The sequence below is a fragment of the Sphingomonas zeae genome (assembly GCF_014197135.1).
Lineage (GTDB): Bacteria > Pseudomonadota > Alphaproteobacteria > Sphingomonadales > Sphingomonadaceae > Sphingomonas > Sphingomonas zeae.
Window position 1 is genome coordinate 189,776 of sequence record NZ_JACIFA010000007.1, and the last position, 21,143, is coordinate 210,918.

Here is a 21,143-nt window from a genome sequence, read left to right on the forward strand (position 1 = left end):
CAAATGTCGCCGTTTTAGCGACGTAATAAAAATACCGCGTGCTCCGCGCGGAAATTCGCCGCCGCCGCGCTGGTCGGGCGGCCACGCGATAGGAACCAGCTGCCCTCCACGGTGATCCGCCGCTGGCGAACAAAGGCCCGGAAGTCGTCGATCGTCACATGGTGGATATTGGGCGTGTCATACCATTGTTCGGGCAGCAGCCCCGTCACCGGCATCCGCCCACCCCACAGCAACGACAGCCGCACCCGCCAATGCGCGAAATTGGGGAAGGACACGAAGGCGCGGTGCCCGATGCGCAGCAGATGGTCGAGAACCTGGTCGGGTGCGCGGGCCGTCTGGAGCGTCTGGCTGAGGATCGCATAGTCGAACCCCTTGTCCGGATAGCCCGCCAGATCGACATCGGCATCGCCCTGCACCACCGCCAACCCGCGCGCGACCGCCGAGGCGACATTGGCCGCATCGATCTCCAGCCCGCGCGCATCCACGCCCGCTTCCTCGCGCAGCGCCGCCATCAACTGTCCGTCGCCGCAGCCGACATCCAGCACGCGGGACCCGCGCGCGACATGCCGCGCGATGATCGCCAGATCGGGGCGCAGCGCCTCGCTCATGGCTCGGCCCGCAGGAAGCCGTCGATCACACGGTTCATCTCGGGCGCTTCCAGCAGGAAGGCGTCATGGCCATAGGGGCTGGACAGCTCGACGAAGCTCGCCGCCGCACCCGCCGCGTTCAGCGCCTGGACCACGGCGCGCGACTCGGAAGTGGGGTAGAGCCAATCGGTATCGAAGCTGACGATGCAGAAGCGCGTGGCCGTCCTTCGGAACGCATTGGCGAGCAGCCCACCATGCTCCTCGGCCAGATCGAAATAATCGAGCGCGCGGGTGATATAGAGATAGGAGTTGGCGTCGAACCGATCGACGAAGCTCAACCCCTGATGGCGCAAATAGCTCTCGACCTGGAAATCGGCGTCGAAGCCGAAGCTCTTGGCACCGTCCGGCCGGTCGGGCCGTGCTTGCAGCCGCCGTCCGAACTTCTCGGTAAGCCCGGCCTCCGACAGATAGGTGATGTGCGCCGCCATCCGCGCCACCGCCAGCCCTGCGGCGGGGGGATCGTTCGACTCATAATAAGCGCCGCCGCGCCATTTCGGGTCGGCCATGATCGCCTGTCGCCCGACCTCGTGAAAGGCGATATTCTGCGCCGAGTGCCGCGCCGTCGAGGCGACCATGACGCAGGCGCGCACCCGTTCGGGGAAGGTGGCGGCCCAGCTCAGCGCCTGCATCCCCCCCATCGATCCGCCAACCACCGCCTTCAACTGGCCGACGCCCAGATGGTCGAGCAACATGGCCTGCGCACGCACCATGTCGCGGATGGTGATGACCGGGAAGCGCATCGCCCAGGGTTCGGCGGTTGAGGGGTCGATGGTCGCCGGCCCCGACGATCCCATGCAGCTGCCGATCACGTTCGAGCAGATGACGAAATGCCGCGCGGGATCGATCGGCTTGCCCTCGCCCACCAGGCGGGTCCACCAGCCGGGCTTGCCGGTGCGGGGATGGGGGCTGGCGACATGCTGGTCGCCGGTCAGCGCATGACAGATCAGGATGGCGTTCGAGCCATCGGCGTTCAGCGTGCCATAGGTCTCGTACCCGATCTCGACGGGGGACAAGAGGCCGCCGCCGTCGAGCCGGAGTGGACCCGGCAGCACGACATGCCGCGACAGACCGAAACGCTGGTCGTCGCCATGAGATAGAGCGGAAACGGAAGCGGCCATGGAGCAATACCCGCTAGGCCGCGATGCTTGGCAACGCAAGGGCATGGCCGCTATGGCGGATGCCATGACCGAGCTTACCGCCCCCGAACCCATATCCTGGGTCAAGGCCATCGCGCCTTATGTTCCCGGCCGCGCGACGACCGATGACGGGCGCAAGGTCGCCAAATTGTCGTCCAACGAGAATCCGCTGGGCACCAGCGAAAAGGCGCGCGCCGCCTTTGCCGCCGCTGCTGCTAATCTGGAACGCTATCCCGATGCGGGGGCGACCGCGCTGCGCGAGGCGATCGGCGAGGTGCACGGGCTGGACCCGGCGCGGATCATCTATGGCACCGGTTCGGACGAGATCCTGCATCTGGCGGCGGGGGCCTTCGCGGGGCCGGGGGATGAGATCATCCATGTCCGCTACGGCTTTGCGGTCTATGAGATCGCGACCCGGCGCGTCGGCGCGGAGCCCGTGGTGGTCGCCGATCACGACTATGCCACCGATGTCGACGCGATCCTGGCGGCGGTGACGCCGAAGACCAAGGTCGTCTTCGTCGCCAATCCCAACAACCCGACCGGCACCTATGCGGGGGCGGGCGAGATCGCGCGGCTCCATGCCGGCCTTCCGCCTCATGTCCTGCTGGTCCTGGACCAGGCCTATGCCGAATATCTGGACGCGGGGGAGGATGATGGCGGGCTGGCGCTGGCCGGAAAGGCTGCCAATGTGCTGGTCTCGCGCACTTTCTCCAAGATCCATGGCCTGGCGGCCGAGCGGATCGGCTGGGGCTATGCCGCCGCCCCTATCATCGACGCGCTGCACCGCATCCGCGCCCCGTTCAATGTGACCATCGCAGGGCAGAACGCCGCGATCGAGGCGATCCGCGACCGCAGCTTCGTCGAGGCGTCGCGCGCCCACAATGCGAAGTGGCTGGCCTGGTTCGAGGCGCAGATCGCAAGCCTCGGCAATGCGGGGCTGCGCTGCGTGCCGTCCAAGGCGAATTTCTCGCTCGTCCTGTTCCAGGGCGACCTCACCGCCGAGCGCGCTTATCACGGGCTGATGGACGCCGGGTATATCGTCCGCTGGCTGCCCGGCCAGGGGCTGGGCCATGGCCTGCGGATCACCATCGGCACGGAAGACGAGGTGAAGGGCGTCGTCGCGGCGCTGCGCCAGATGGTGTCGGCGAACTGATGCTCCCCTTCGCGCGGATCACCATCATCGGGCTGGGCCTGATCGGCTCGTCGGTCGCGCGGGCGACGCGCAAGGCGATGCCGACCGCGCGGATCACCGCCTATGACGCAGACCCGCAGGTCCGCGAGACGGTGCGCGCGCTCGATCTGGCCGACGATGTCGCGGATACGGCGGGCGCCAGCGTGATCGATGCCGATCTGGTGATCCTGTGCGTGCCGGTTGGCGCCATGGGCGCGGTCGCCGCCGAGTTCGCCGACGACCTGCCCGAGGAGGCGATTGTCTCCGACGTGGGTAGCTGCAAGGGATCGGTGCTGGCCGCGCTGACCGAGGCGCTGCCCGGCGCGACGATCATTCCCGCCCACCCGGTCGCGGGCACAGAACGCAGCGGACCCGAGGCGGGCTTCGCCACGCTGTTCCAGAAACGCTGGTGCATCGTCACGCCCCCCGAAGGCGCCGACGCGCTCAGCGTCGAGCGGGTGGCCGAATTCTGGCGGCGGCTGGGCGCCGATGTCGAATTGATGGCCCCCGATCATCACGACCGGGTGCTCGCCATCACCAGCCATTTGCCGCACCTGATCGCCTATACGATCGTCGGTACCGCCAGCGATCTGGAGGAAGTGACTCAGTCCGAGGTCATCAAATATTCCGCCGGTGGCTTTCGCGACTTCACCCGCATCGCCGCGTCGGACCCGACCATGTGGCGCGACGTGTTCCTGACCAATCGCGAGGCGGTGCTGGAAATGCTCCAGCGCTTCTCGGAAGACCTCAGCCAGCTGCAACGCGCGATCCGCTGGGGCAAGGGCGACGAGCTGTTCGACCTGTTCAGCCGCACGCGTGCCATCCGCCGCTCGATCATCGACCAGGGCCAGGACGATGCGCGCGAGGATTTCGGGCGGAGTCACGACGAATAAACGTCCGCCGCGAAACCGTGGCAGAGGGGAAGGGCGGCAAAAGGACGTGTCTCGCGGCACACCCCTCCACCACGGCCTAGGGGCGCGGTCCCCCTCCCCGTGCCGGGGAGGATTCCAGTGCATTCATCGCTGCGTGCACCTTCGCCTCCGCTTCCGCCCGCGGCAGGCCGGGCGGGATCATCTCGCCGAAGCGCAACGTCACCACCCCCGGCCGCTTCAGGCCCTTGCGCGGCCAGACCAGCCCCGAATCGGTCGCTACCGGCACCACCGGCAGGTTCAGCATCCGGTAGAGCCCCGCAAAGCCAGGCTTGAGCGGCGGCGTCTCGCCGGGCTTTACCCGCGTGCCTTCGGGGAAGATCATGATCGCCCGCCCCTCGTTCACCGCGACCTGCGCGTCGCGCATCATGCCGCGCATCGCCTTGGCCGACGCATTGCGGTCCACCACGATCGCGCCATATTTGCGCACCGCCCAGCCCCAGAGCGGGATGTTGGCGAGTTCGCGCTTCAGCACCATGGCGGGCGCACCCAGTATCCGTTGCAGCTCCATCGTCTCGAACATCGCCTGATGCTTGGCGGGGTAGAGCGCGGGCGTGGTCGGCCGCGTCCCCTCCACCACCACCCGGATGCCGAGCAGCCAGCGCGTGCAGAGCCGGTGGAACCGCGTCCAGCACGTCGCCCAGTGAATGACCGCCTGTCGCCCGCCCAACGCGATCACCGGTGACAAGAGCGCCATCACCGCCGATACCGGATAGAAGACCAGCACAAAGATGATGTTGCGAAGAAGAATCACGCACCAATCCCCGTCCAAAGCGCGACCCTGCGCAGGATCAGCTTGTTATATTCATTGACCAACGTACCGATGCGCGGCTCGGACGGCACGCCGTCGCCCAGTACCAGCACCTCTTTGCCCAAAGCGGCGGTCAGTTCCATGCGCGCGCGCGGCAGATGCCAGTCGGACGTGACGAGCCGCACCGTGCGATAGCCATGTTCGCGCACCCAGGCCGCCGTCTCCTCGGCATTGGAACGGGTGTCGACCGCCTCGCCGCCCAAGTCGATGCAGCAGGCGAACAGCGCGGGCGATGTGCGATAGGTGCGGGCCAGATCGATCGGCCGCACGCCGGGTGCGACACCGGTGACGAGCATCCGCTTGGCCTGATGCGCTTTCAAAAGCGCGATGCCGCGATCGATCCGCCCCGGCCCGCCGGTCGGCACCACGATCGCATCGGTCGTATTGTTATCCAGCGGGTGCGGCAGGGTCAGCATGAAGGCCGCGAACCCCAGGCACCAGGCGAGTGCCGCCAATCCCAACAAGCGCAGCATCCTAGAGCATCCGCCGCATCTGGCGCAGCACCGCCAGGCGCGCCGCGACCACAGCAAGCAGGACAAAGCCGAAGGGCAGCGCGACCAGCGCGCCCATATCCACCGGCCCCAGCCGCATCCCGCCCAACAATTCCGAATCGAGCGCCCCGACCTGTCCCGCGATCAGCAGGATGGCGCCCCCGGCCAGCACGCCACCCGCCACCGCGCCAATCCCGGCGTCGAGCGCGATCCGCCGCTGGAACAGGCGCGCGACCTGCCGGTCGGTCGCGCCGAGCATGTGGATGACCTCGATCGTGCCGCGATGCGCCTCCAGCCCCGCGCGGGCCGCCAGCATGACCACCGCCGTGGTCGCCGCCAGCATCAACAGGATGATCGCACCCGCAAGCCAGGCCGCCGTGTCGAGCAACCGCCCCACCGGCCCCAGCCAGGTGGCGTGCGCGTCGACCCGCGCGGCCGGGCTGGCCCGCGTCACCGCGCTGCGCACGCGGGCGATGGCGGCGCTGTCGTCGCTGGTCAGGTCGACATCGATCAACGCCGGCACCGGCAGGCCCGCCGCCTCTGCATCATCGCCCAGCCAGGGTTGCAGCATCCGCGCCAGATCGGCCTGTGCGACCGGCGTCGCGCGGGCGACATCGGACTGGGTCCGCAACACCGCCAGTACCTGCGCGGCGGCGGCGTCACGGCGCTGCGCCTCGCCCTCGACGATCTGGACGGTCAGCCGCCCTGCCATCTGCCGGTCGAGCGCGCCCGCCGCGCGCGCGGTCGCGAGGCCCGCCGCCCCGGCCAACAGGGTCAGGAACAGCATGATCGCGATCACCCAGCTCATGACATGAGCGCCACCGCCATCGTCCAGCGCGCGTGCCTCCGCGCCCGTCTCGCGGACCTTGGCGCCGCGCGTCACAGCCCGCTCCGAACGATCGTCGAGGCGCGCGCCTCTGCAGGGGGCGGCATGGGCGGATCGGGATCGACCAGCCGCCCGTGCTCGAGATGCAGGTGATGCGCGCCCGGCACCCGTTCGATCAGGTGCCAGTCATGCGTCGCCATGACGACCGTGGTGCCCAGCCGGTGGAGCGACTGGAACAGATGCAGCAGCCGCTCCGCCATCGCCGGGTCGACATTGCCCGTCGGTTCGTCGGCGACCAGCAGCTCGGGCCGCGCGATGACGGCCCGCGCGATCGCCACCCGTTGCTGCTCGCCGCCGGACAGGGTGGCGGGCCGTGCGCCTGCCCGCTCGGCAAGGCCGATCCAGTTCAGCATCTCGCGCACCGCGCGCGCAATCTCCGATTCGGCCATGCCCGCCACCCGCAGCGGCAGCGCGATATTGTCGGCGGCCGACAGATGCGGGATCAGCCGGAAATCCTGGAACACCACCCCGATCCGCCGCCGGAAACCCGGCAGGCGACCGCGCGGCAGGATCACCGCATCCTCGCCGAACAGCCGGATGATGCCCCGGCTGGGCCGCTGCGACAGGTAGAGCAGGCGGAGCAACGAGGTCTTGCCCGCGCCGCTGGCCCCGGTCAGGAAATAAAATTGCCCCGACCGCAACGTGAAGCTGACGTCGCACAAGGTCTCTTCCCCGACGCCGTAGCGCAGGCCGACATTCTCGAACTGGACGATGTTCGCCATGCCTTCATGGCCTTGGCATGGCCCGGCCCGCGCTTCAAGTTCCGCGCTTCACGCTTGCCACGCCTAGGGGCGGCGTGCTTACTGGATCATCAAAGGGGCCTGACTGATAGGGATGGCCCTGTCCGTCCGTCGAACCGTCCTGTCCTGAAGTGCCCCACCGCATGATCCTCGAATGCCCTGAGTGCCGCACCCGCTATCTGGTGCCCGACAGCGCGATCGGGCCGGAGGGGCGGACCGTGCGCTGCGCCAATTGCCGGCACAGCTGGTTCCAGGCGCCGCCGGAGCTTGAGCCCGAACCCGAACTGCCGCTGCCCCCGGTCGCGTCCGCGACGGAGGACAGCGAGGCCCTGGCCGAGCCGCCGCCCGCGCCACCCGTCATCGTACCGCCGCCCGCACCACCGATCCTGGCCCAGGAGGATGCGGGCTTCGACGCCTTCGCGCACCGGCCGCCTTTCCGCGCGCGGCGCAATCCGGTGCGCCGCTGGACCATCGGCGCGGTGCTCGCGGGGCTGTTGATGCTGGTCGCGACCGGCGCGATCCTGTGGACCGGAATGCCGGGCATCGGCGGATGGTTCGGGCTGGGCAGCACGGAATCGGCGCTTGAGCTGCGCTCCAACCCGATCGAGCGGCGCGAGCTGGAAAACGGGTCGGAGCTGTTCGCCATTTCGGGCCAGATCATCAACCCCTCCGCCACCGCGCAGCGAGTGCCCGACCTTCGCGCCGAGCTGAAGGACGCGCAGGGTCGCGTGGTCTTCTCCTGGGCCATCGCGCCGCAACAGCGAACGCTGGGGCCGGGCGCGTCGATGGACTTCAATTCCGCCAAGCTCGACGTGCCGCCCAGCTCCAAGCGACTGGACCTGAGCTTTGCGGGAGAGGGTAGCGCGAACTGACGCTTTGGGGCGCAGGCTTGGCTCCGCTCAGCCTGAGCGAAGCCAAGCCCATATTACGCCCGCAACCGCCGCGCGATGACCACGAATCGCGCGCCGTGCAGAATCGCGGCCACCAGCATCCCCATGCCCGAGGCCCAGGCCAGCGCAGGTGCGCCCCACCCGGTCGCGACCAGCCACCAGCCGACACCGCCGGTGACGAGGAAATAGGCGATGATGCTGTTGATCCCCGCCGCTACCTGATCGCCCAGCGAGCGTAGCGCATAGACCAGGGCCACCTGCACCCCGTCGAACAGGATGAACGGCGCCCAGATCATCAGCATGGCGACCGCCGCCGCGCGCGCCTCGGGCAAGGCGGGGAACAGGGCGACGACCGCCTGAGGAAGGGTCCACAGCGCCAGGCTGCACGCGCCCATGGTCAATGCGACCATTGCGACCGCCAGCACCGTACGCGACACCGCCGCCGACGCCATTCCCTCTCCCACAGCATTGCCCGCACGCACCCCCGCCGCCGATCCCAGCCCGATCGCCAGCGCGAAGGTGACGTTGTGGACCGAAAAGACGATCTGGAACCCATGCGCGGTCGCATCTCCCAGCCGGGTCGATAGCGCGATCAGGATGGCGAATCCGGCCAGCTCCAGTCCCGAGGCGATGGCGGGTACCAGGCCGAATCGCGCCAGTCCGGCCGCGCCAGCCAGCGTCGGCACCCAAGCGGCGCGGTCCATCCGCCGCACGCCCCGCTGCCCCCCGCGCGGCAGGCGCATCGCGCTGGCCACCATCGCCACCGCGCCCAGGGCGGAGGCGATTACCGTCGCCAGCGCCGCACCGACAGCCCCCAACGCAGGAAATCCCATCTCGCCCCCCGCCAGCGCCCAGGCAAGCAGGGCATTGATCGGCAGGATCGAGAGGTTGACCACCGTCACCCGGCGCGGACGGCTGATCCCTTCCAGGAAGAAGCTGGCGGCGATCAGGACCATCTGGAACGGATAGCCCAGCGCCATCACCGCCACGACACGCGCGCCTGGCTCGACCAGTGATGGCGCGACCCCGATTCCGGCGAGCAGGGCCGCGCCGCCCAGCCCCAGGATCAGCATCGCCGCCACGCCGAGTATCAGCCCCAACACCATCCCGTCGCGCAGCGCCTGGCCCGTCGCGGGCAGATCGCCCGCCCCGTCCGCGCGCGAGGCGCGGACCAGCACGCCCGACAGCCACGCCAGCCCGGTGACGATCGCGATATAGGTCAGCGAACGGCTGGCAGAGAGCGCCGCGACCTCATGCTCGCCGACCCGGCCGACCACGATCACATCGGTGACGTGCAGGATCGTCCAGTTGAGACTGGTCAACATCACGGGCCATGCCAGGCTCAACAGGCGGCGCGCCTCGGCACGGTCGGGGCGGAGAGAAAGCGTCATGCCCTGTCCCTAATGCCTGGGACGCGCAGAAAGAACCGTCGGTCGATCCAACAAATTCCCATCACCGACGAAAGGCATTGCGCTGCCCGTATCGCTTTGCTAGGGGCACCCGCCTACCAGCCCTCCGGCTTGCCGGTGGTGACTATCGAGTGCGGTCGTGGCGGAATTGGTAGACGCGCAACGTTGAGGTCGTTGTGGCCGAAAGGCCGTGGAAGTTCGAGTCTTCTCGACCGCACCAGATTTTTCGAAAAACCCATCAAACGGTCCTGGGCATCATCCCGCCCGGCGGGACCTTGCGCTTATCGAAAGCCGACGATCGCGGCGAGCGTGTCCATCGCCAGCGGCGAGACGAAGCGAAAGCCGAAATGGCCGTCCTTGACCCAGCAGACCGTCCCCGAGACCACCGTCCCGATCGGACGAACGATGATATGTCCCGCCAGACCCGGCTGGATCGGTCCTTCGGCGACCAGCTTGGCGCCACCGGCCGACACGTCGAGCATCGCCGAGGTGAATTTATGCGTTCCCAGCCGGACATCGGCGGACAGCGTGACGGGAAAACGGGGAGGACGCGGAACCGAGCCATCCTCATTTTCATGCAGGAAGATGCGCTCATAGGGCTGGGGCGAATCGAACTGCACGCCCGCCTTGCGACCGTTCACCCAGCGGACCACGCCCGATACGGGCGGCAGCCCGCGCACCTCGATGCACACCGGATCCCCAACCGCCGGAACCTGGACGAACCGGGCCATCAGGCCGGAGGCGGAGATATTATGGACCAGGCATACGCCAGGCACATCGCCGCAGACTTTGCCGAGCAGAAGGACGGCCGAATGCCGCTTGCCCGCGCGGCGCTCCGCCGACGTGCTCTGCTGCTGTTCGACCTCTTCCATCCCTGCCCCTTCCGCCCATTTCGACACCTTAGGCGATATCCCCAATTCGGCATTCGGCTTCTGTAATAACCGATCCCATATAAAAAACTAATAACATCCGCCCTGCCGCGACGCCGTGGTTCAGCGCAGCGCAATCCGCGGCGCGGCATCGGCCGCTTGTGGTCATCTCCAAAGCCCTGTAATTCGCGAGCCGTCCCATGCCTCGCGCGTCGTCTTCCCGGTCGTCCCGGCCCCGCTCCTCCAAGCCCCGCTCTCCCTGGCGGCGCCGGATCGTCGTAACCCTGCAGGTCCTGATCGGGCTGGCCGTGCTGGCGGTCGGTGCGCTGGTCATCGCGGTCTTCGTGGCCAAGTCGCAGCTGCCGAGCTTCGAGGAGCTGAAATCCTCGCCCAACGGCCAGATGATCCGCGTCCATGCCGCCGACGGCACGGTGATCGTCTCGCTCGGGCCGAGCTATGGCGAATGGCTGTCCTATGATCGAATTCCGATCGTCATGCGTGACGCGACGATCGCGGTCGAGGATCGCCGGTTTCGCCAGCATCCCGGCGTCGACCCGATCGGCATCGCCCGCTCGGTCGCGGTCCGCCTGGAAAAGGGTCGCTGGAAACAGGGCGGCTCGACCATCACCCAGCAGATCACCCGCACCATCTTCCTGAACAACCAGAAGAAGTTCGGCCGTAAGTTCCGCGAGGCGATCCTGGCGCTGGCGATGGAGCTGAAATTCTCGAAGAACCAGATCCTCGAACTGTATCTGAACAAGGTCTATTATGGCGGCGGCGCCTATGGCATCGACGCGGCGGCCCGCAAGTTCTTCGGGCACGGCGCCGAGCATCTGAGCCTGTCGGAAGCCGCCGTGATCGCCGGGCTGGTCAAGGCGCCGTCCAACTATTCGCCGACCGCCGATGCCGAGGCCGCCGTCGGCCGCGCGGGCGTGGTCATCCGGCAGATGGAGCGCAACGGCTTCATCACGCCCGATCAGGCCGCCAATGCCGACCCGCAGGCGCTCAAGCTCGCCCCCGAGCCCAAGCAGAATTCGGTCCGCTATTTCACCGACTGGGCGCTGCCTCAGCTCGACACGCTGATCGACGAGCAGAGCGCGCCGCTCGACGTATGGACGACGCTCGACCTCAATATGCAGCGCGCCGCCGATGCCGCGATTCGCAAGGACGCGCCGCCGGGGACGCAAGGCGCGCTGGTCAGCCTGGACCGCGACGGCGGGGTGCGCGCGATGGTCGGCGGCCTCGATTACGTGTCCACCAATTACAACCGCGCGACGACGGCGGTTCGCCAGCCGGGATCGGCGTTCAAGCTGTTCGTCTATCTCGCCGCGCTGGAGGCGGGCCACAAGCCCGAGGACCAGGTGGTCGATGAGCCCGTCACCATCGACGGCTGGAGCCCGCGCAACGATTCGCGCCGCAATTCGGGCAGCGTCTCGCTTCGCACCGCCTTCGCCTATTCGCTGAACACGGTGGCGGCGAAGCTGGGCCAGGAGGTCGGGTTCCAGACGGTCGCCGACATGGCGCGCCGCTTCGGCATCACCACCCCGGTCAACACCCATCCCTCGATGGTGCTCGGCACGTCGGAGGTCCATGTGATCGACATGGTCGCCGCCTTTGCCAGCATCTCCAACAAGGGGGTGAAGGTGACGCCCTATGGCATCACCAAGGTCGTGGCGAACGGCCAGACCATCTACACGCATGAGGTGGACCGCAGCCATGTGCTGGTCGCGCCCTATGTCGCGGCCGAAATGACCGACCTGCTGCAGACCGCGGTCAATACCGGCACCGGTCGTGCCGCCCAGATCGGGCGGCCGGTCGCGGGCAAGACGGGGACGACGACCAGTTCCAAGGATGGCTGGTTCCTGGGCTTCTCCAGCGGGATTACCACGGGCGTCTGGATGGGCCGCGACAATGGCAAGCCGGTTGCCGGGCTGCACGGCGGCACCGCGCCCGCCAGGGCCTTTGCCGATTACATGCGCGTCGCGGTCGCCAACCGCCCGATCGAGCAGTTCGACACCCAGGTCACGCTGCCCGAATGGCAGCTGGAGCCCGATGAGGAGAGCTATTTCGGCCAGCCCGACAATGGCGTTGCGGCGGTCGATGCCGATGGCAACCCGCTGCCCCCGCCCAGCGCGGGCGCGGCCGAGGATGGCAGCGAGGCGGTCGAGATTCCGACTCACCGCGAGCCGGGCGCCCCCGTGCCGATCCAGCAGCCGCAGCCGGGCGCCCCGCCCCAGCAGCAACAGCCTGCTCAGGCCCCTGTGCCGCCGCAGCGGCTGGATCAGGCGTGGATCGACCGGGTGACCGGCCGCGGCGCGGGCGGAGCGTCACGCGATCCGCGCACCCCCGCCAACGGCCAACGCGGCTTACCCCGCGAGCGTCAGGACGACCGACCGAACCAGTGAAGCCCCGCGCCATGCTGCCGCAACCAGGCGGTGGCGGGGCCTGGGTCCGCGCCCAACAGCTCGCCGACGAGCGCGTGGAAGGCGGGGGCGTGGTTCATATGGACGCGGTGCGCGACTTCGTGCGCCACGGTCGCGCGGCGGACATAGTCCGGCGCCAGGATCAGCCGCCAGCTATAGCGGATCGCGCCGGTCGAGGCGCAGCTTCCCCAGCGCGCCTTGGGATCGGCGACGCTGACCTTGGATACGGTGACCCCTGCCGCCCGCGCGACTTCCGCCGTTTCGCGCGCCAGCGTTTCCAGCGCCTGTCGCTTCAGCCACGCCTCGACCCGGCGTCCCAACGTCTCGACCGGGCCGGAGGCGATCAGACGGTCGCCGTCACGCTGGATGACGCGGGCGCGACCTTCTTCCCATTCCAGCGTCAGCACGGTGTCGCCGAACGGGATCGACGCCCCCGGCACGAAGGGGCGGGGATGCGGCAGGCGCGCACGCTGGGCGGCGATCCAGTCCTTCTTGTCCTTGGCCCAGGCGAGCGCCTTTTTCAGCCCCGCCCGCCTGGGCACGACCAGCCGCGCGGTGCCGGTCGCGGGATCGACGCTCAGGCGGATGGTCTTGGCCGTGGGGTGCCGCACGACTTCGTCGATCACAATTCCCGGTCCACGATATGGTTCTCGAAATCGCCCGCATCATCCTCGCTGATCGTCCAGCCGCGCACCGACTGCCCGGCGCGGTGCACCGCCTCACGATCACCGCAGATCAGGTAATGCCAGTCGGGCAACGGCTCGTTCGCCGCGCGCAGGCGATAGGCGCAGGTGGTGGGCAGCCAGTCGATCGACCGGACATTGCCCATGGTCAGCCGCACGCATTCGCTGACAAAGGCGCGGCGGTGGCGATAGTTGGAGCATTGCCCGCTGCGCCGGTCGAGCAGGCGGCAGGCGACGTTGGTCGGCACCAGCTCGCCCGTCTCCTCATCCTCCAGCTTGTGGATGCAGCATTTGCCGCAGCCGTCGCACAGCGCCTCCCACTGCGCGCGGTCGAGGCTTTCGATCGGCTTTTCCCAGAAACGCTCCATCAACGCACCCACTGGTCGAGCGTCTTGGCCACCGCCTCCGGCCCCTCATCGGTCGGGACCAGCGCCAGCGGCTTGTTCGACGGGTCCATCAGATAGACCTGCCGGCTGTGGTTGACGAGATAGCCGCCACCGGGCGACGGATCGCCCTTGGCCGACCACACGGCATAGGCCTTTTTCACCGCCTCGACCTGGGCAGGCGTGCCGGTCAGCCCGACGATGCGCGGGTCGAAGGCGGCGGCGAAGCGGCCGACCACGGCGGGCGTGTCGCGTTCGGGGTCGACAGTGATGAAGATGGGGGCAATCTTCTTCGCCTTGGCGGGCGCGCTCTTGTCGAGCAGCTTCAGGCCCGCCGCGATCGCCTGCATATCAGTGGGGCAGACATCGGGGCAGAAGCTATAGCCGAAATACATGACGCGGTAGCGCCCGGCAAACTCGCGGTCGGTGACGGTCTTGCCTTTCGCGTCGGTCAGCTGGAACGGCCCGCCGATTTTCGCACCCGCCAACGGGGCCTGCGCCTCGGGCTGGGAGGGGCCGCAACCGGCCAGAGAGAGTGCCAGCGGGGCCAGAGCAGACAGGAACAATCGGGTCATGACGCCGACAGCCTTGCTGTGATAAATCGCTCGGCGCAAGCCATGCTCCATTGCTCAGGATCTCGTTTCATGTCCCTTCGCCCCTTGGTCGCCGCCGCGCTGCTCGGCGCCTTCGCCACGCCGGTCACGGCCCAGATGATGCAGTCGGAAAGCTACAAATTCCTTCAGGCGGTGCGCGAGGCGAAGGGCAACGACGTGACCAACATGCTGGACCGGCCGGGCGCCAGCATCATCAACACCCGCGACGTGACGAGCGGCGAGGGCGCATTGCACATCGTCATCAAGCGTGGCGACGAGACATATCTGCGCTTCCTGCTTCAGAAGGGCGCCGATCCCAACCTGCGGGACGGGCGGGGCAACACGCCGATGCTGCTCGCGGTGTCGGGCGGGCAACCCGACATGATCCGCATCCTGGCGGCCGCCAAGGCGAACCCGAACATCGCCAATGCCTCGGGCGAAACCCCGCTGATCCGCGCGGTGCAGCGCCATGACATCGGCATGGTCCGCGAGTTGCTGGCGGCCGGGGCGGACCCCGACATGGCGGACAGTGTCGCCGGGCTCTCGGCTCGCGATTACGCGTCGCAGGACGCCCGCAATACCGCGATCGCCAAGCTGTTCGCCGACACGCCGAAAAAGACCCGCGCGGCCGTGGCCGGTCCGAAATTCTGACCTGCACAACTCCTCCCCAAGCCGTGCTTGGGGGGGCCATCGCGAATGCGATGGTGGAGGGGCCTCGCCGAAGGCGAGGAATGCCTATCCCCTTAAATCAGTCCCAGCTCCACCAGCTTACCCACCAGCACCGGTGGCATCCCATCGATCCCCGACGCCGACCCGCCCAGATCGGGCGGCGCATCCGCCGCCTCCAGATAGCGCCATCCCTGATGCGCGCGCCGGGGCAGCGCCTGGACCAGCACCAGCGCGGGATCGATATGGATCGCGCAGCGCCCACCCTCGGCCTCGCCGAAGGACAGGATCGGCGAGCGCGCGATCAGTTGATGCTTGAGGATCCAGAACAGCGAACCCTGCCCTGCCACTTCCTCATGCCGTTTGGGCAGATAGCGCGTGGTGAGGAACACCGGCCCTTCCTGCGCCCGTAACTTCAGTCGTTCGGCCAGATGATCGATACTGGCCGCCCCGAACGCGACCTTGGTCAGATGAAGCGCCATGTCGCAGAGATATGTGGGGGCGGCTAGGCAGGATGGCTAGGGAGTGCGAAAGTCGCCGGACCAAGACAATTTCTCGTTCATACGCTTGAAGGCGGGAACGATCATGCCATCCGCTCTTACGTCACGCGATCGGAGATGGATTGGAGCCATGGACGTAACGCCAGCCAGTGATTGGCTCCGGCTTCGATCAAGACCGTCTTACCCGGTCCGACATGTGCCTGCAGAACCGCGATGAGCCGTCGGTTGCGTTCGGCCGTCTCGAACGCCACGATGCTGGCGCCGATACCAGTCCCGCAGGGGGTGCCGTTTGCGTCATCGAACGAGTCGCCATAGTGGCGTCGATACCAAGCGGCATAATCGAAACCCTCTATGCCATGGACCGTGCGCGCGTCGCGCAACTCCGAATCGAGCGCACCGCCATCTGCCCCCGCGAACGGATTCACGTGGCGCCGGATCAGATGGGCACCGATGACATCGTCCAAGGTGAACCCCTGCGCGACGCTTGCGGCATAATCCTCCGCCGCGCTCATGTCCCACCCCCCGAAGCTCGCCCCGGCATCGGATGCCAGCTTGATCGTCGTCGCCAGTTCGTCGGGATGGCCGGATGCCGTCCGTCTTTGGGCATAACCCACCATTCGCTCCTGATAGCGGGGATCCATGCTCCGGCTCGCGGCAAAGCCCTCGACCAGTGCGTCGGTTGGTTTGTCGCGCGCAAAAGCATCCTGAAGCAGCGCGCGGGTCGCCGGGTCATCACCATGCCGGACCGCCACGAAGACCAGCGTGCCGCCGCCCTTGAGGTGATAGACTTTGGTCAAAGGCGGCCGGAAATCGGTCGACGGGGCGCAGGGATCGGCCAGAACCGGTCGCGGTGGGGATGAGGTTGAGGCTGCCAGCGAAGCGGCAGGACTCAGGGCGAGCAACATCGAGCCGAACACCATCCGCATCGCGCTATCCTTCCATCGCTGGGCAAGGATCGCGCGCCATCTTGGCAGCAATGAGGCAGTATCGATGTGCACTGGATCGGCCAGCGCCGATGCAGGACCAAAGAAAAAGGCGCCGGTGGAACCCCACCGACGCCTTTCCTGATTTCCGGCGCTTAACCGTCAGTCGCTGTTCAAGCGGCCTGCGGCAGAGCGGCCTTCGCCTGGGCGACGATCGCCTTGAAGGCCTCGCCCTCGTGCATGGCGATGTCGGCCAGGACCTTCCGGTCCAGTTCGACGCCCGCCAGCTTCAGGCCGTGCATGAACTGCGAATAGGTCAGGCCCTCGGCCCGGACACCGGCGTTGATGCGCTGGATCCACAGACCACGGAAGGTCCGCTTCTTAACCTTGCGGTCGCGATACGCATATTGACCGGCCTTTTCGACGGCCTGGCGAGCGATGCGGATGGTGTTCTTGCGACGGCCATAATAGCCCTTCGCCTGTTCCAAAATCCGCTTATGCTTCGCCTTGGTGGTCGTGCCCCGCTTGACGCGTGCCATATCTTTCTACCCTTCCAGAAATCAGTTCAGGCCGTAAGGCGCCCAGGCCTTCACGGTCTTGGTGTCGGCATCGGACAGGACCGAGGTGCCGCGGTTCTGGCGGATATACTTGCCGTTATGGCTGATCAGGCGGTGGCGCTTGCCGGCGACGCCGTGCTTGAGCTTGCCGGTCGCGGTGAGCTTGAAGCGCTTCTTGACGCCGCTCTTGGTCTTGAGCTTGGGCATTTTTTTCCTTTCGCTAGAGCTAAGGCAGAAACGGCCGCGGCAGCCCTGATGGCCGGGCCGTTCGTGACACCTCGCTCGGGAAGCGGGCCGCTTAGACGAAGCCGCGCCGGAATGCAACCGATCAACCCCATGGAACCGCCGCTTCGCTCGGGCGCTTGGGGTTTCCATGGATCAGGCGCCTGCGGCCGACAATCCCGCGATTCCTTCCGCTGCCCGGCCTGGGTGGCGCCGCTGGGCGATCCGCATCGCTATCGGCCTGCTCACCGTCATCGCCGCGATCTGGCTGGTGCTCTTCGTCACCAAGGGGCGGTTCCTGCGCCACCCCTTCGAATCGATCGTCGGCAAGCTGACCCACCGGACGGTGACGGTCGGCGGCGACTTCCAGCTCTATTTCGCGCCGTGGCGGATCAAGTTCGTCGCCGAGAAGATCGCGGTTTCCAACCCCGGCTGGGCGACGCGGCCCAATCTGTTCACCGCCGACCGAGTCGATTCGCGAATCGCGCCGCTGTCGCTGTTGTTCGGCAAGCGGCGCTTCACCTGGCTGGAACTGACCAACGGCGCGGTCGACCTGGAATGGACGCCCGACCACCGCACCAACACATGGACCTTCAGCGACAAGAAGGGCGGCAAGCGGCTCGAGTTTCCGCGCATCGACGTGGCCGTGGTGAAGGGCACGACGGTGCGCTATCGCGATCCCCGGATGCGGGTGACGGCGGACCTGGCGCTGGCCGATTTCCAATCGCAGGACGCGCGCATCGGCCGTGCGGTCGGCGTGCGCGGCAAGGGGGTGATCCGCGAGACGCCCTTCACGCTCACCGCACAGCTTCTCTCGCCCGACGCCACCGCCAATCGCGGGAAGAACGAGCTGGTCGCCCGGATGCGCGCGGCGGGCAATATCGTCGATGTGACGGGCACCCTGCCCTCGATCGCCGATGTCGAGAATGTGCCGTTGCGTACCCGCGCGCGGGGCAAGGACCTGTCCACCCTGCTCGAGGTGATCGGCGTCGTCATCCCGCGTACCCGCACCTATGACCTTCATGCGCAGCTGGTGAAGGACGGCGACGTCTATCGCTTCACCAAGATGAAGGGGACGTTCGGCGACAGCGATCTGGCGGGCAAGCTGACCGTCACGCATGGCGAGCGGCTGCACCTCGATTCGACGCTGGCGACCGAAAAGCTCGACATCATCGATGCAGCCCCCTTCATCGGCTATAATCCCGATATCGTCGCGACCAAGGGCGCGGAGGCCGCCGCCGCCGCGACGGGTGCAGGGTCGCAGCGGGTGCTGCCCGACGCCGCGCTGCCGATCGCGACGATGCAGCGGTTCGATGCCGATCTGAAATGGACGATCCGTACCGTGCGGTCGCGGAGGGTGCCGATCTCGAACGTCGACCTGACGCTGGCGCTGGATCGCGGCAAATTGACCCTGTCGCCGCTGCGCTTCGCCATGGCGCGCGGGGACGTGTCGTCCGACCTGATATTCGACACGCGCGAGCGGCCCAGCCTGGTCCGTTACGACATTCGCCTGTCGCCCACCCCGCTCGGCCGGTTGCTGGCAGGATGGGGCGTCGCGGAGGCGGGGACGACCGGCACGGTCAAGGGCCGCGTCCAGCTGACCGGGCGCGGCGACACCATCCATGATTCGCTGGCCAGCGCGAACGGGCGGATGGCGTTCATCCTACCCGCCGGATCACTCTGGACGGGCAATGCGCAGCTGGCCGAGCTCGATATCGGCACCTTCGTCCAGAAGATGTTCGAAAAGGAATTGAAGGAGCCGGTTCGCATCAACTGCGGCCTGATCGCCTTCACCGTACGCGGCGGCGTGGCGGCGGCGGACCCGATCCTGATCGACACGACCAAGAACGTCATCACCGGACGTGGCGGCTTCAGCTTCCGCAACGAGGCGCTCGACCTGGCGATCCGCGCCGATGCCAAGACCTTCAGCCTGTTCTCCGGCCAGTCGCCGGTCGGGATCACCGGCAATTTCGCGCATCCAAAGATCGATCCGATCAGCGGCGACCTGCTGGCGCGCGCGGGCACCGGGCTGGGGCTGGCGGTGGTCGCGACGCCGCTGGCCGGGGTGCTGGCGTTCGTCGATGTCGGTGACGCAAAGGCGGCGGCGTGCGGTCCCGTCCTGTCGGGCGCACGGGCAAATGCCCAGCGCACCACCAAGGGCGACAAGCGCGACGATGTCGGGCGCGGCACCACCGCCAAGGCGGAAGATGGAAAGGGCAATCCGGGCGAGGCCAAGGCGCAGCGGAAGAAGTTTCTTGGCATTTTCTGATCCTCCCCGTGCCGGGGAGGATCGAAATTCCCTCTCGATCAAAACTATGGCGGTCGTGCCGCACCTTGCTTATGATCGGCTCCCGCGCAGCCGGGGGGCCGCGTCGTTTCCACCACCCGCCCCAAGCGGCCCAGTTAAGCAGCGCGCATGAATCGTTTCGCCATCGGTATCGCGGGTATCCTTGTCATTCTGGGCATCGCGGTCGCCCTGTCCACCGATCGCCGGGCCATCCGCCTGCGCGTCGTCGGCGCCGCCTTCGCGCTCCAGGCGGGGATCGCGATCCTCGTCCTCTATGTCCCCTGGGGCAAGCGGGTGCTGCAATGGCTGTCCGGCGGCGTGGCGGGCCTGCTCGGCTATGCGAACGAGGGGACCAAGTTCCTGTTCGGCGCGCTGGCGTCCGATCCGCTGGGCCGCAACTTCGCGATCCAGGCGCTGCCCGTCATCATCTTCTTCGCCGCGCTCGTCTCGATCCTCTATTATCTGGGGATCATGCAGCTGGTCGTGCGCTGGCTGGGCGGCGCGATCGAGAAGGTCATCGGCGTGTCGAAGGTCGAATCGCTCTGTGCGGCGGCCAACGTCTTTGTCGGCCAGTCCGAATCGCCGCTGGTCATCCGCCCCTATCTGGCGGGGCTGACCCCGGCGCAGCTGTTCACCGTGATGACCAGCGGCATGGCGGGCGTGGCGGGCACCATCCTGGCCGCCTATGCCTCGATGGGGATTTCGATCGAATATCTGCTGGCGGCCAGCTTCATGGCGGCGCCCGGCGGCATCCTGATGGCCAAGATCATCATGCCCGACCGGATCGAGCCGCCCGCGGGCCAGTTGCCGCTGGGCGACGTGATCGAGGACGAGAAGATCGCACTGGCCGAGGCCACGCATGACGAGGAAAAGCCCGCCAACATCATCATGGCGGCCGCCCAAGGCGCGCAGACCGGCGTGAAGCTGGCCGTGGCGGTCGGCGCAATGGTGCTGGCCTTCGTCGCGCTGGTCGCGCTGGCCAACGGGTTGCTGGGCGGACTGGGCAATCTGGTCGGCGTGCCGGGGCTCAGCTTCCAGGCGCTGCTGGGCTATGTCTTCCAGCCGATCATGGCGCTGCTCAACGTGCCGTGGAACGAGGCGGGGATCGCAGGCGGCCTGTTCGGCGAGAAGATCGTGCTCAACGAGTTCGTCGCCTATATCGATCTGGGCAAGCAGGCGGCGCAATTGTCACCGCGCACCGTCGCGGTCGTCACCTTCGCGCTGTGCGGCTTCGCCAATTTCTCGTCGATCGCGATCCAGATGGCCGTGACCGGCAGCCTGGCGCCCAACCAGCGCCCGACCATCGCGCGTCTGGGCATCCGCGCGCTGGTCGCGGGGAGCCTGGCCAATCTGATGTCGGCCGCGCTGGCAGGCCTGCTGATCGCTTGAATTTTCAATCCTCCCCGGCACGGGGAGGTGGCAGCGCATAGCGCTGACGGAGGGGGGCTTCCACACAGGTCGCCCTTTGCGGCGAGCCCCCTTCACCAGCCTCCGGCTGGTCCCCCTCCCCGGTCCGGGGAGGAATTTGGGGTTGATCCCCATCGCAAGCGCGCTATTGGCGCCCCGTCGGCCGCAACCGTGGCCGACCCACACACAGGAACACAATGCCCCGATCTAGTCCCTTGTCCGGCGACGAGGACAGTAGACGCTTCGGCGTCCACGTTCTTGCCGACCGTCTGACGGGCCTGACGGGGTCGCCGATGACGGCCCGCTAGAGCCGTTCCTCGCCGACCTTCCGCCGGGCTCGACCACACGAACCCGAAGGAGGTCTGCCATGACCCGTACCCTGTTCCGCGCGCATGTCCGCGCCCAGTCCCTTGCCATCGTGATGGCGAGCGTCCCCCGTGAACGCGCGCGCCTGCTGCGCCTGCTGTCGACCACCCGGCCCCAGGCGATGCGCCGCACCCGCCCGTCGGCCTGATCCGGG

The 21,143-nt window shown here is 67.6% G+C and carries 23 protein-coding genes and 1 tRNA gene; 9 read left to right on the forward strand and 15 right to left on the reverse strand.

What is annotated here, in order from left to right; all coding sequences use genetic code 11:
* Positions 1 to 14: 14 nt before the first annotated feature.
* Together metW and metX are read right to left on the reverse strand one after the other, a co-directional pair.
* On the reverse strand, positions 15 to 608 hold the full coding sequence (metW, locus tag GGR45_RS12155) for a methionine biosynthesis protein MetW (protein WP_175311865.1): 594 nt from the start codon (positions 606 to 608) through the stop codon (positions 15 to 17).
* Positions 605 to 1,765, reverse strand: coding sequence for a homoserine O-acetyltransferase MetX (gene metX, locus GGR45_RS12160; RefSeq protein ID WP_175311864.1), 1,161 nt, complete (start codon positions 1,763 to 1,765; stop codon positions 605 to 607). The genes metW and metX overlap by 4 nt, the downstream gene beginning before the upstream one ends.
* A gap of 64 nt (positions 1,766 to 1,829) precedes the next feature.
* Here metX and hisC point away from each other — a divergent pair, with 64 nt between their 5' ends.
* Positions 1,830 to 2,936: a histidinol-phosphate transaminase gene (gene hisC / locus GGR45_RS12165; RefSeq protein ID WP_175311863.1), complete on the forward strand. Its 1,107-nt coding sequence runs from the start codon at positions 1,830 to 1,832 to the stop codon at positions 2,934 to 2,936.
* Positions 2,936 to 3,847, forward strand: coding sequence for a prephenate/arogenate dehydrogenase family protein (locus GGR45_RS12170; RefSeq protein ID WP_175311862.1), 912 nt, complete (start codon positions 2,936 to 2,938; stop codon positions 3,845 to 3,847). The genes hisC and GGR45_RS12170 overlap by 1 nt, the downstream gene beginning before the upstream one ends.
* Positions 3,848 to 3,923: 76 nt before the next feature.
* Here the strand turns inward: GGR45_RS12170 and GGR45_RS12175 are convergent, their stop codons facing one another.
* From GGR45_RS12175 to ftsE, 4 genes are read right to left on the reverse strand one after another with little or no spacing between them, the layout of a single operon-like run.
* A complete protein-coding gene (locus tag GGR45_RS12175; RefSeq protein ID WP_175311861.1) occupies positions 3,924 to 4,637 on the reverse strand; it encodes a lysophospholipid acyltransferase family protein in 714 nt (237 codons plus the stop codon).
* The gene (locus GGR45_RS12180; RefSeq protein WP_175311860.1) at positions 4,634 to 5,167 is read right to left on the reverse strand and encodes a YdcF family protein; all 534 of its coding nucleotides are present in this window, start codon (positions 5,165 to 5,167) and stop codon (positions 4,634 to 4,636) included. The genes GGR45_RS12175 and GGR45_RS12180 overlap by 4 nt, the downstream gene beginning before the upstream one ends.
* Before the next feature lies 1 nt (position 5,168).
* Positions 5,169 to 6,068, reverse strand: a complete 900-nt coding sequence (locus tag GGR45_RS12185) for a cell division protein FtsX (RefSeq protein ID WP_175311859.1) — start codon at positions 6,066 to 6,068, stop codon at positions 5,169 to 5,171.
* Positions 6,065 to 6,793, reverse strand: coding sequence for a cell division ATP-binding protein FtsE (gene ftsE / locus GGR45_RS12190; RefSeq protein WP_175311858.1), 729 nt, complete (start codon positions 6,791 to 6,793; stop codon positions 6,065 to 6,067). The genes GGR45_RS12185 and ftsE overlap by 4 nt, the downstream gene beginning before the upstream one ends.
* A 161-nt stretch (positions 6,794 to 6,954) precedes the next feature.
* Between ftsE and GGR45_RS12195 the strand changes: the two genes are divergently transcribed.
* Entirely contained in the window at positions 6,955 to 7,683 is a 729-nt protein-coding gene (locus tag GGR45_RS12195) for a zinc-ribbon domain-containing protein (protein ID WP_175311857.1), read from the forward strand.
* Between the two features lie 53 nt (positions 7,684 to 7,736).
* Here the strand turns inward: GGR45_RS12195 and GGR45_RS12200 are convergent, their stop codons facing one another.
* Entirely contained in the window at positions 7,737 to 9,092 is a 1,356-nt protein-coding gene (locus tag GGR45_RS12200; RefSeq protein WP_175311856.1) for an MATE family efflux transporter, read from the reverse strand.
* Positions 9,093 to 9,243: 151 nt separating this feature from the next.
* Here GGR45_RS12200 and GGR45_RS12205 point away from each other — a divergent pair.
* Positions 9,244 to 9,330 (forward strand) — tRNA-Leu (locus GGR45_RS12205).
* A gap of 61 nt (positions 9,331 to 9,391) precedes the next feature.
* On the opposite strand, the gene GGR45_RS12210 is transcribed toward GGR45_RS12205, so the two are convergent.
* A complete protein-coding gene (locus tag GGR45_RS12210; RefSeq protein WP_183988985.1) occupies positions 9,392 to 9,982 on the reverse strand; it encodes a PilZ domain-containing protein in 591 nt (196 codons plus the stop codon).
* Positions 9,983 to 10,179: 197 nt separating this feature from the next.
* Between GGR45_RS12210 and GGR45_RS12215 the strand changes: the two genes are divergently transcribed.
* Complete coding sequence (locus GGR45_RS12215) at positions 10,180 to 12,384, forward strand: transglycosylase domain-containing protein (RefSeq protein ID WP_246358193.1); 2,205 nt, start codon at positions 10,180 to 10,182, stop codon at positions 12,382 to 12,384.
* On the opposite strand, the gene GGR45_RS12220 is transcribed toward GGR45_RS12215, so the two are convergent.
* From GGR45_RS12220 to GGR45_RS12230, 3 genes are read right to left on the reverse strand one after another with little or no spacing between them, the layout of a single operon-like run.
* Positions 12,360 to 13,028, reverse strand: a complete 669-nt coding sequence (locus GGR45_RS12220; RefSeq protein ID WP_175311854.1) for a M48 family metallopeptidase — start codon at positions 13,026 to 13,028, stop codon at positions 12,360 to 12,362. The genes GGR45_RS12215 and GGR45_RS12220 overlap by 25 nt on opposite strands.
* The gene (locus GGR45_RS12225; protein ID WP_042488223.1) at positions 13,025 to 13,453 is read right to left on the reverse strand and encodes a YcgN family cysteine cluster protein; all 429 of its coding nucleotides are present in this window, start codon (positions 13,451 to 13,453) and stop codon (positions 13,025 to 13,027) included. Before GGR45_RS12225 ends, GGR45_RS12220 begins: the two co-directional genes overlap by 4 nt.
* Entirely contained in the window at positions 13,453 to 14,043 is a 591-nt protein-coding gene (locus GGR45_RS12230) for an SCO family protein (protein ID WP_175311853.1), read from the reverse strand. Before GGR45_RS12230 ends, GGR45_RS12225 begins: the two co-directional genes overlap by 1 nt.
* A gap of 69 nt (positions 14,044 to 14,112) precedes the next feature.
* Between GGR45_RS12230 and GGR45_RS12235 the strand changes: the two genes are divergently transcribed.
* Entirely contained in the window at positions 14,113 to 14,712 is a 600-nt protein-coding gene (locus GGR45_RS12235; protein WP_175311852.1) for an ankyrin repeat domain-containing protein, read from the forward strand.
* Between the two features lie 92 nt (positions 14,713 to 14,804).
* Here the strand turns inward: GGR45_RS12235 and GGR45_RS12240 are convergent, their stop codons facing one another.
* The 4 genes from GGR45_RS12240 to rpmI form a co-directional block, all read right to left on the reverse strand.
* The gene (locus GGR45_RS12240) at positions 14,805 to 15,209 is read right to left on the reverse strand and encodes a DUF1489 family protein (RefSeq protein WP_175311851.1); all 405 of its coding nucleotides are present in this window, start codon (positions 15,207 to 15,209) and stop codon (positions 14,805 to 14,807) included.
* 116 nt (positions 15,210 to 15,325) lie between these two features.
* The gene (locus GGR45_RS12245; RefSeq protein ID WP_175311850.1) at positions 15,326 to 16,153 is read right to left on the reverse strand and encodes a hypothetical protein; all 828 of its coding nucleotides are present in this window, start codon (positions 16,151 to 16,153) and stop codon (positions 15,326 to 15,328) included.
* A gap of 170 nt (positions 16,154 to 16,323) precedes the next feature.
* The gene (gene rplT / locus GGR45_RS12250; protein WP_175311849.1) at positions 16,324 to 16,689 is read right to left on the reverse strand and encodes a 50S ribosomal protein L20; all 366 of its coding nucleotides are present in this window, start codon (positions 16,687 to 16,689) and stop codon (positions 16,324 to 16,326) included.
* 21 nt (positions 16,690 to 16,710) lie between these two features.
* The gene (gene rpmI / locus GGR45_RS12255; RefSeq protein ID WP_007406658.1) at positions 16,711 to 16,914 is read right to left on the reverse strand and encodes a 50S ribosomal protein L35; all 204 of its coding nucleotides are present in this window, start codon (positions 16,912 to 16,914) and stop codon (positions 16,711 to 16,713) included.
* A gap of 166 nt (positions 16,915 to 17,080) precedes the next feature.
* On the opposite strand from rpmI, the gene GGR45_RS12260 reads away from it, so the two are divergent.
* From GGR45_RS12260 to GGR45_RS12270, 3 genes are all read left to right on the forward strand, one after another.
* Positions 17,081 to 19,198, forward strand: a complete 2,118-nt coding sequence (locus tag GGR45_RS12260; RefSeq protein WP_175311848.1) for an AsmA family protein — start codon at positions 17,081 to 17,083, stop codon at positions 19,196 to 19,198.
* A 147-nt stretch (positions 19,199 to 19,345) separates the two neighbouring features.
* A complete protein-coding gene (locus GGR45_RS12265) occupies positions 19,346 to 20,605 on the forward strand; it encodes a NupC/NupG family nucleoside CNT transporter (protein WP_175311847.1) in 1,260 nt (419 codons plus the stop codon).
* Between the two features lie 385 nt (positions 20,606 to 20,990).
* Positions 20,991 to 21,137, forward strand: coding sequence for a hypothetical protein (locus GGR45_RS12270; protein WP_175311846.1), 147 nt, complete (start codon positions 20,991 to 20,993; stop codon positions 21,135 to 21,137).
* Positions 21,138 to 21,143: the final 6 nt, after the last annotated feature.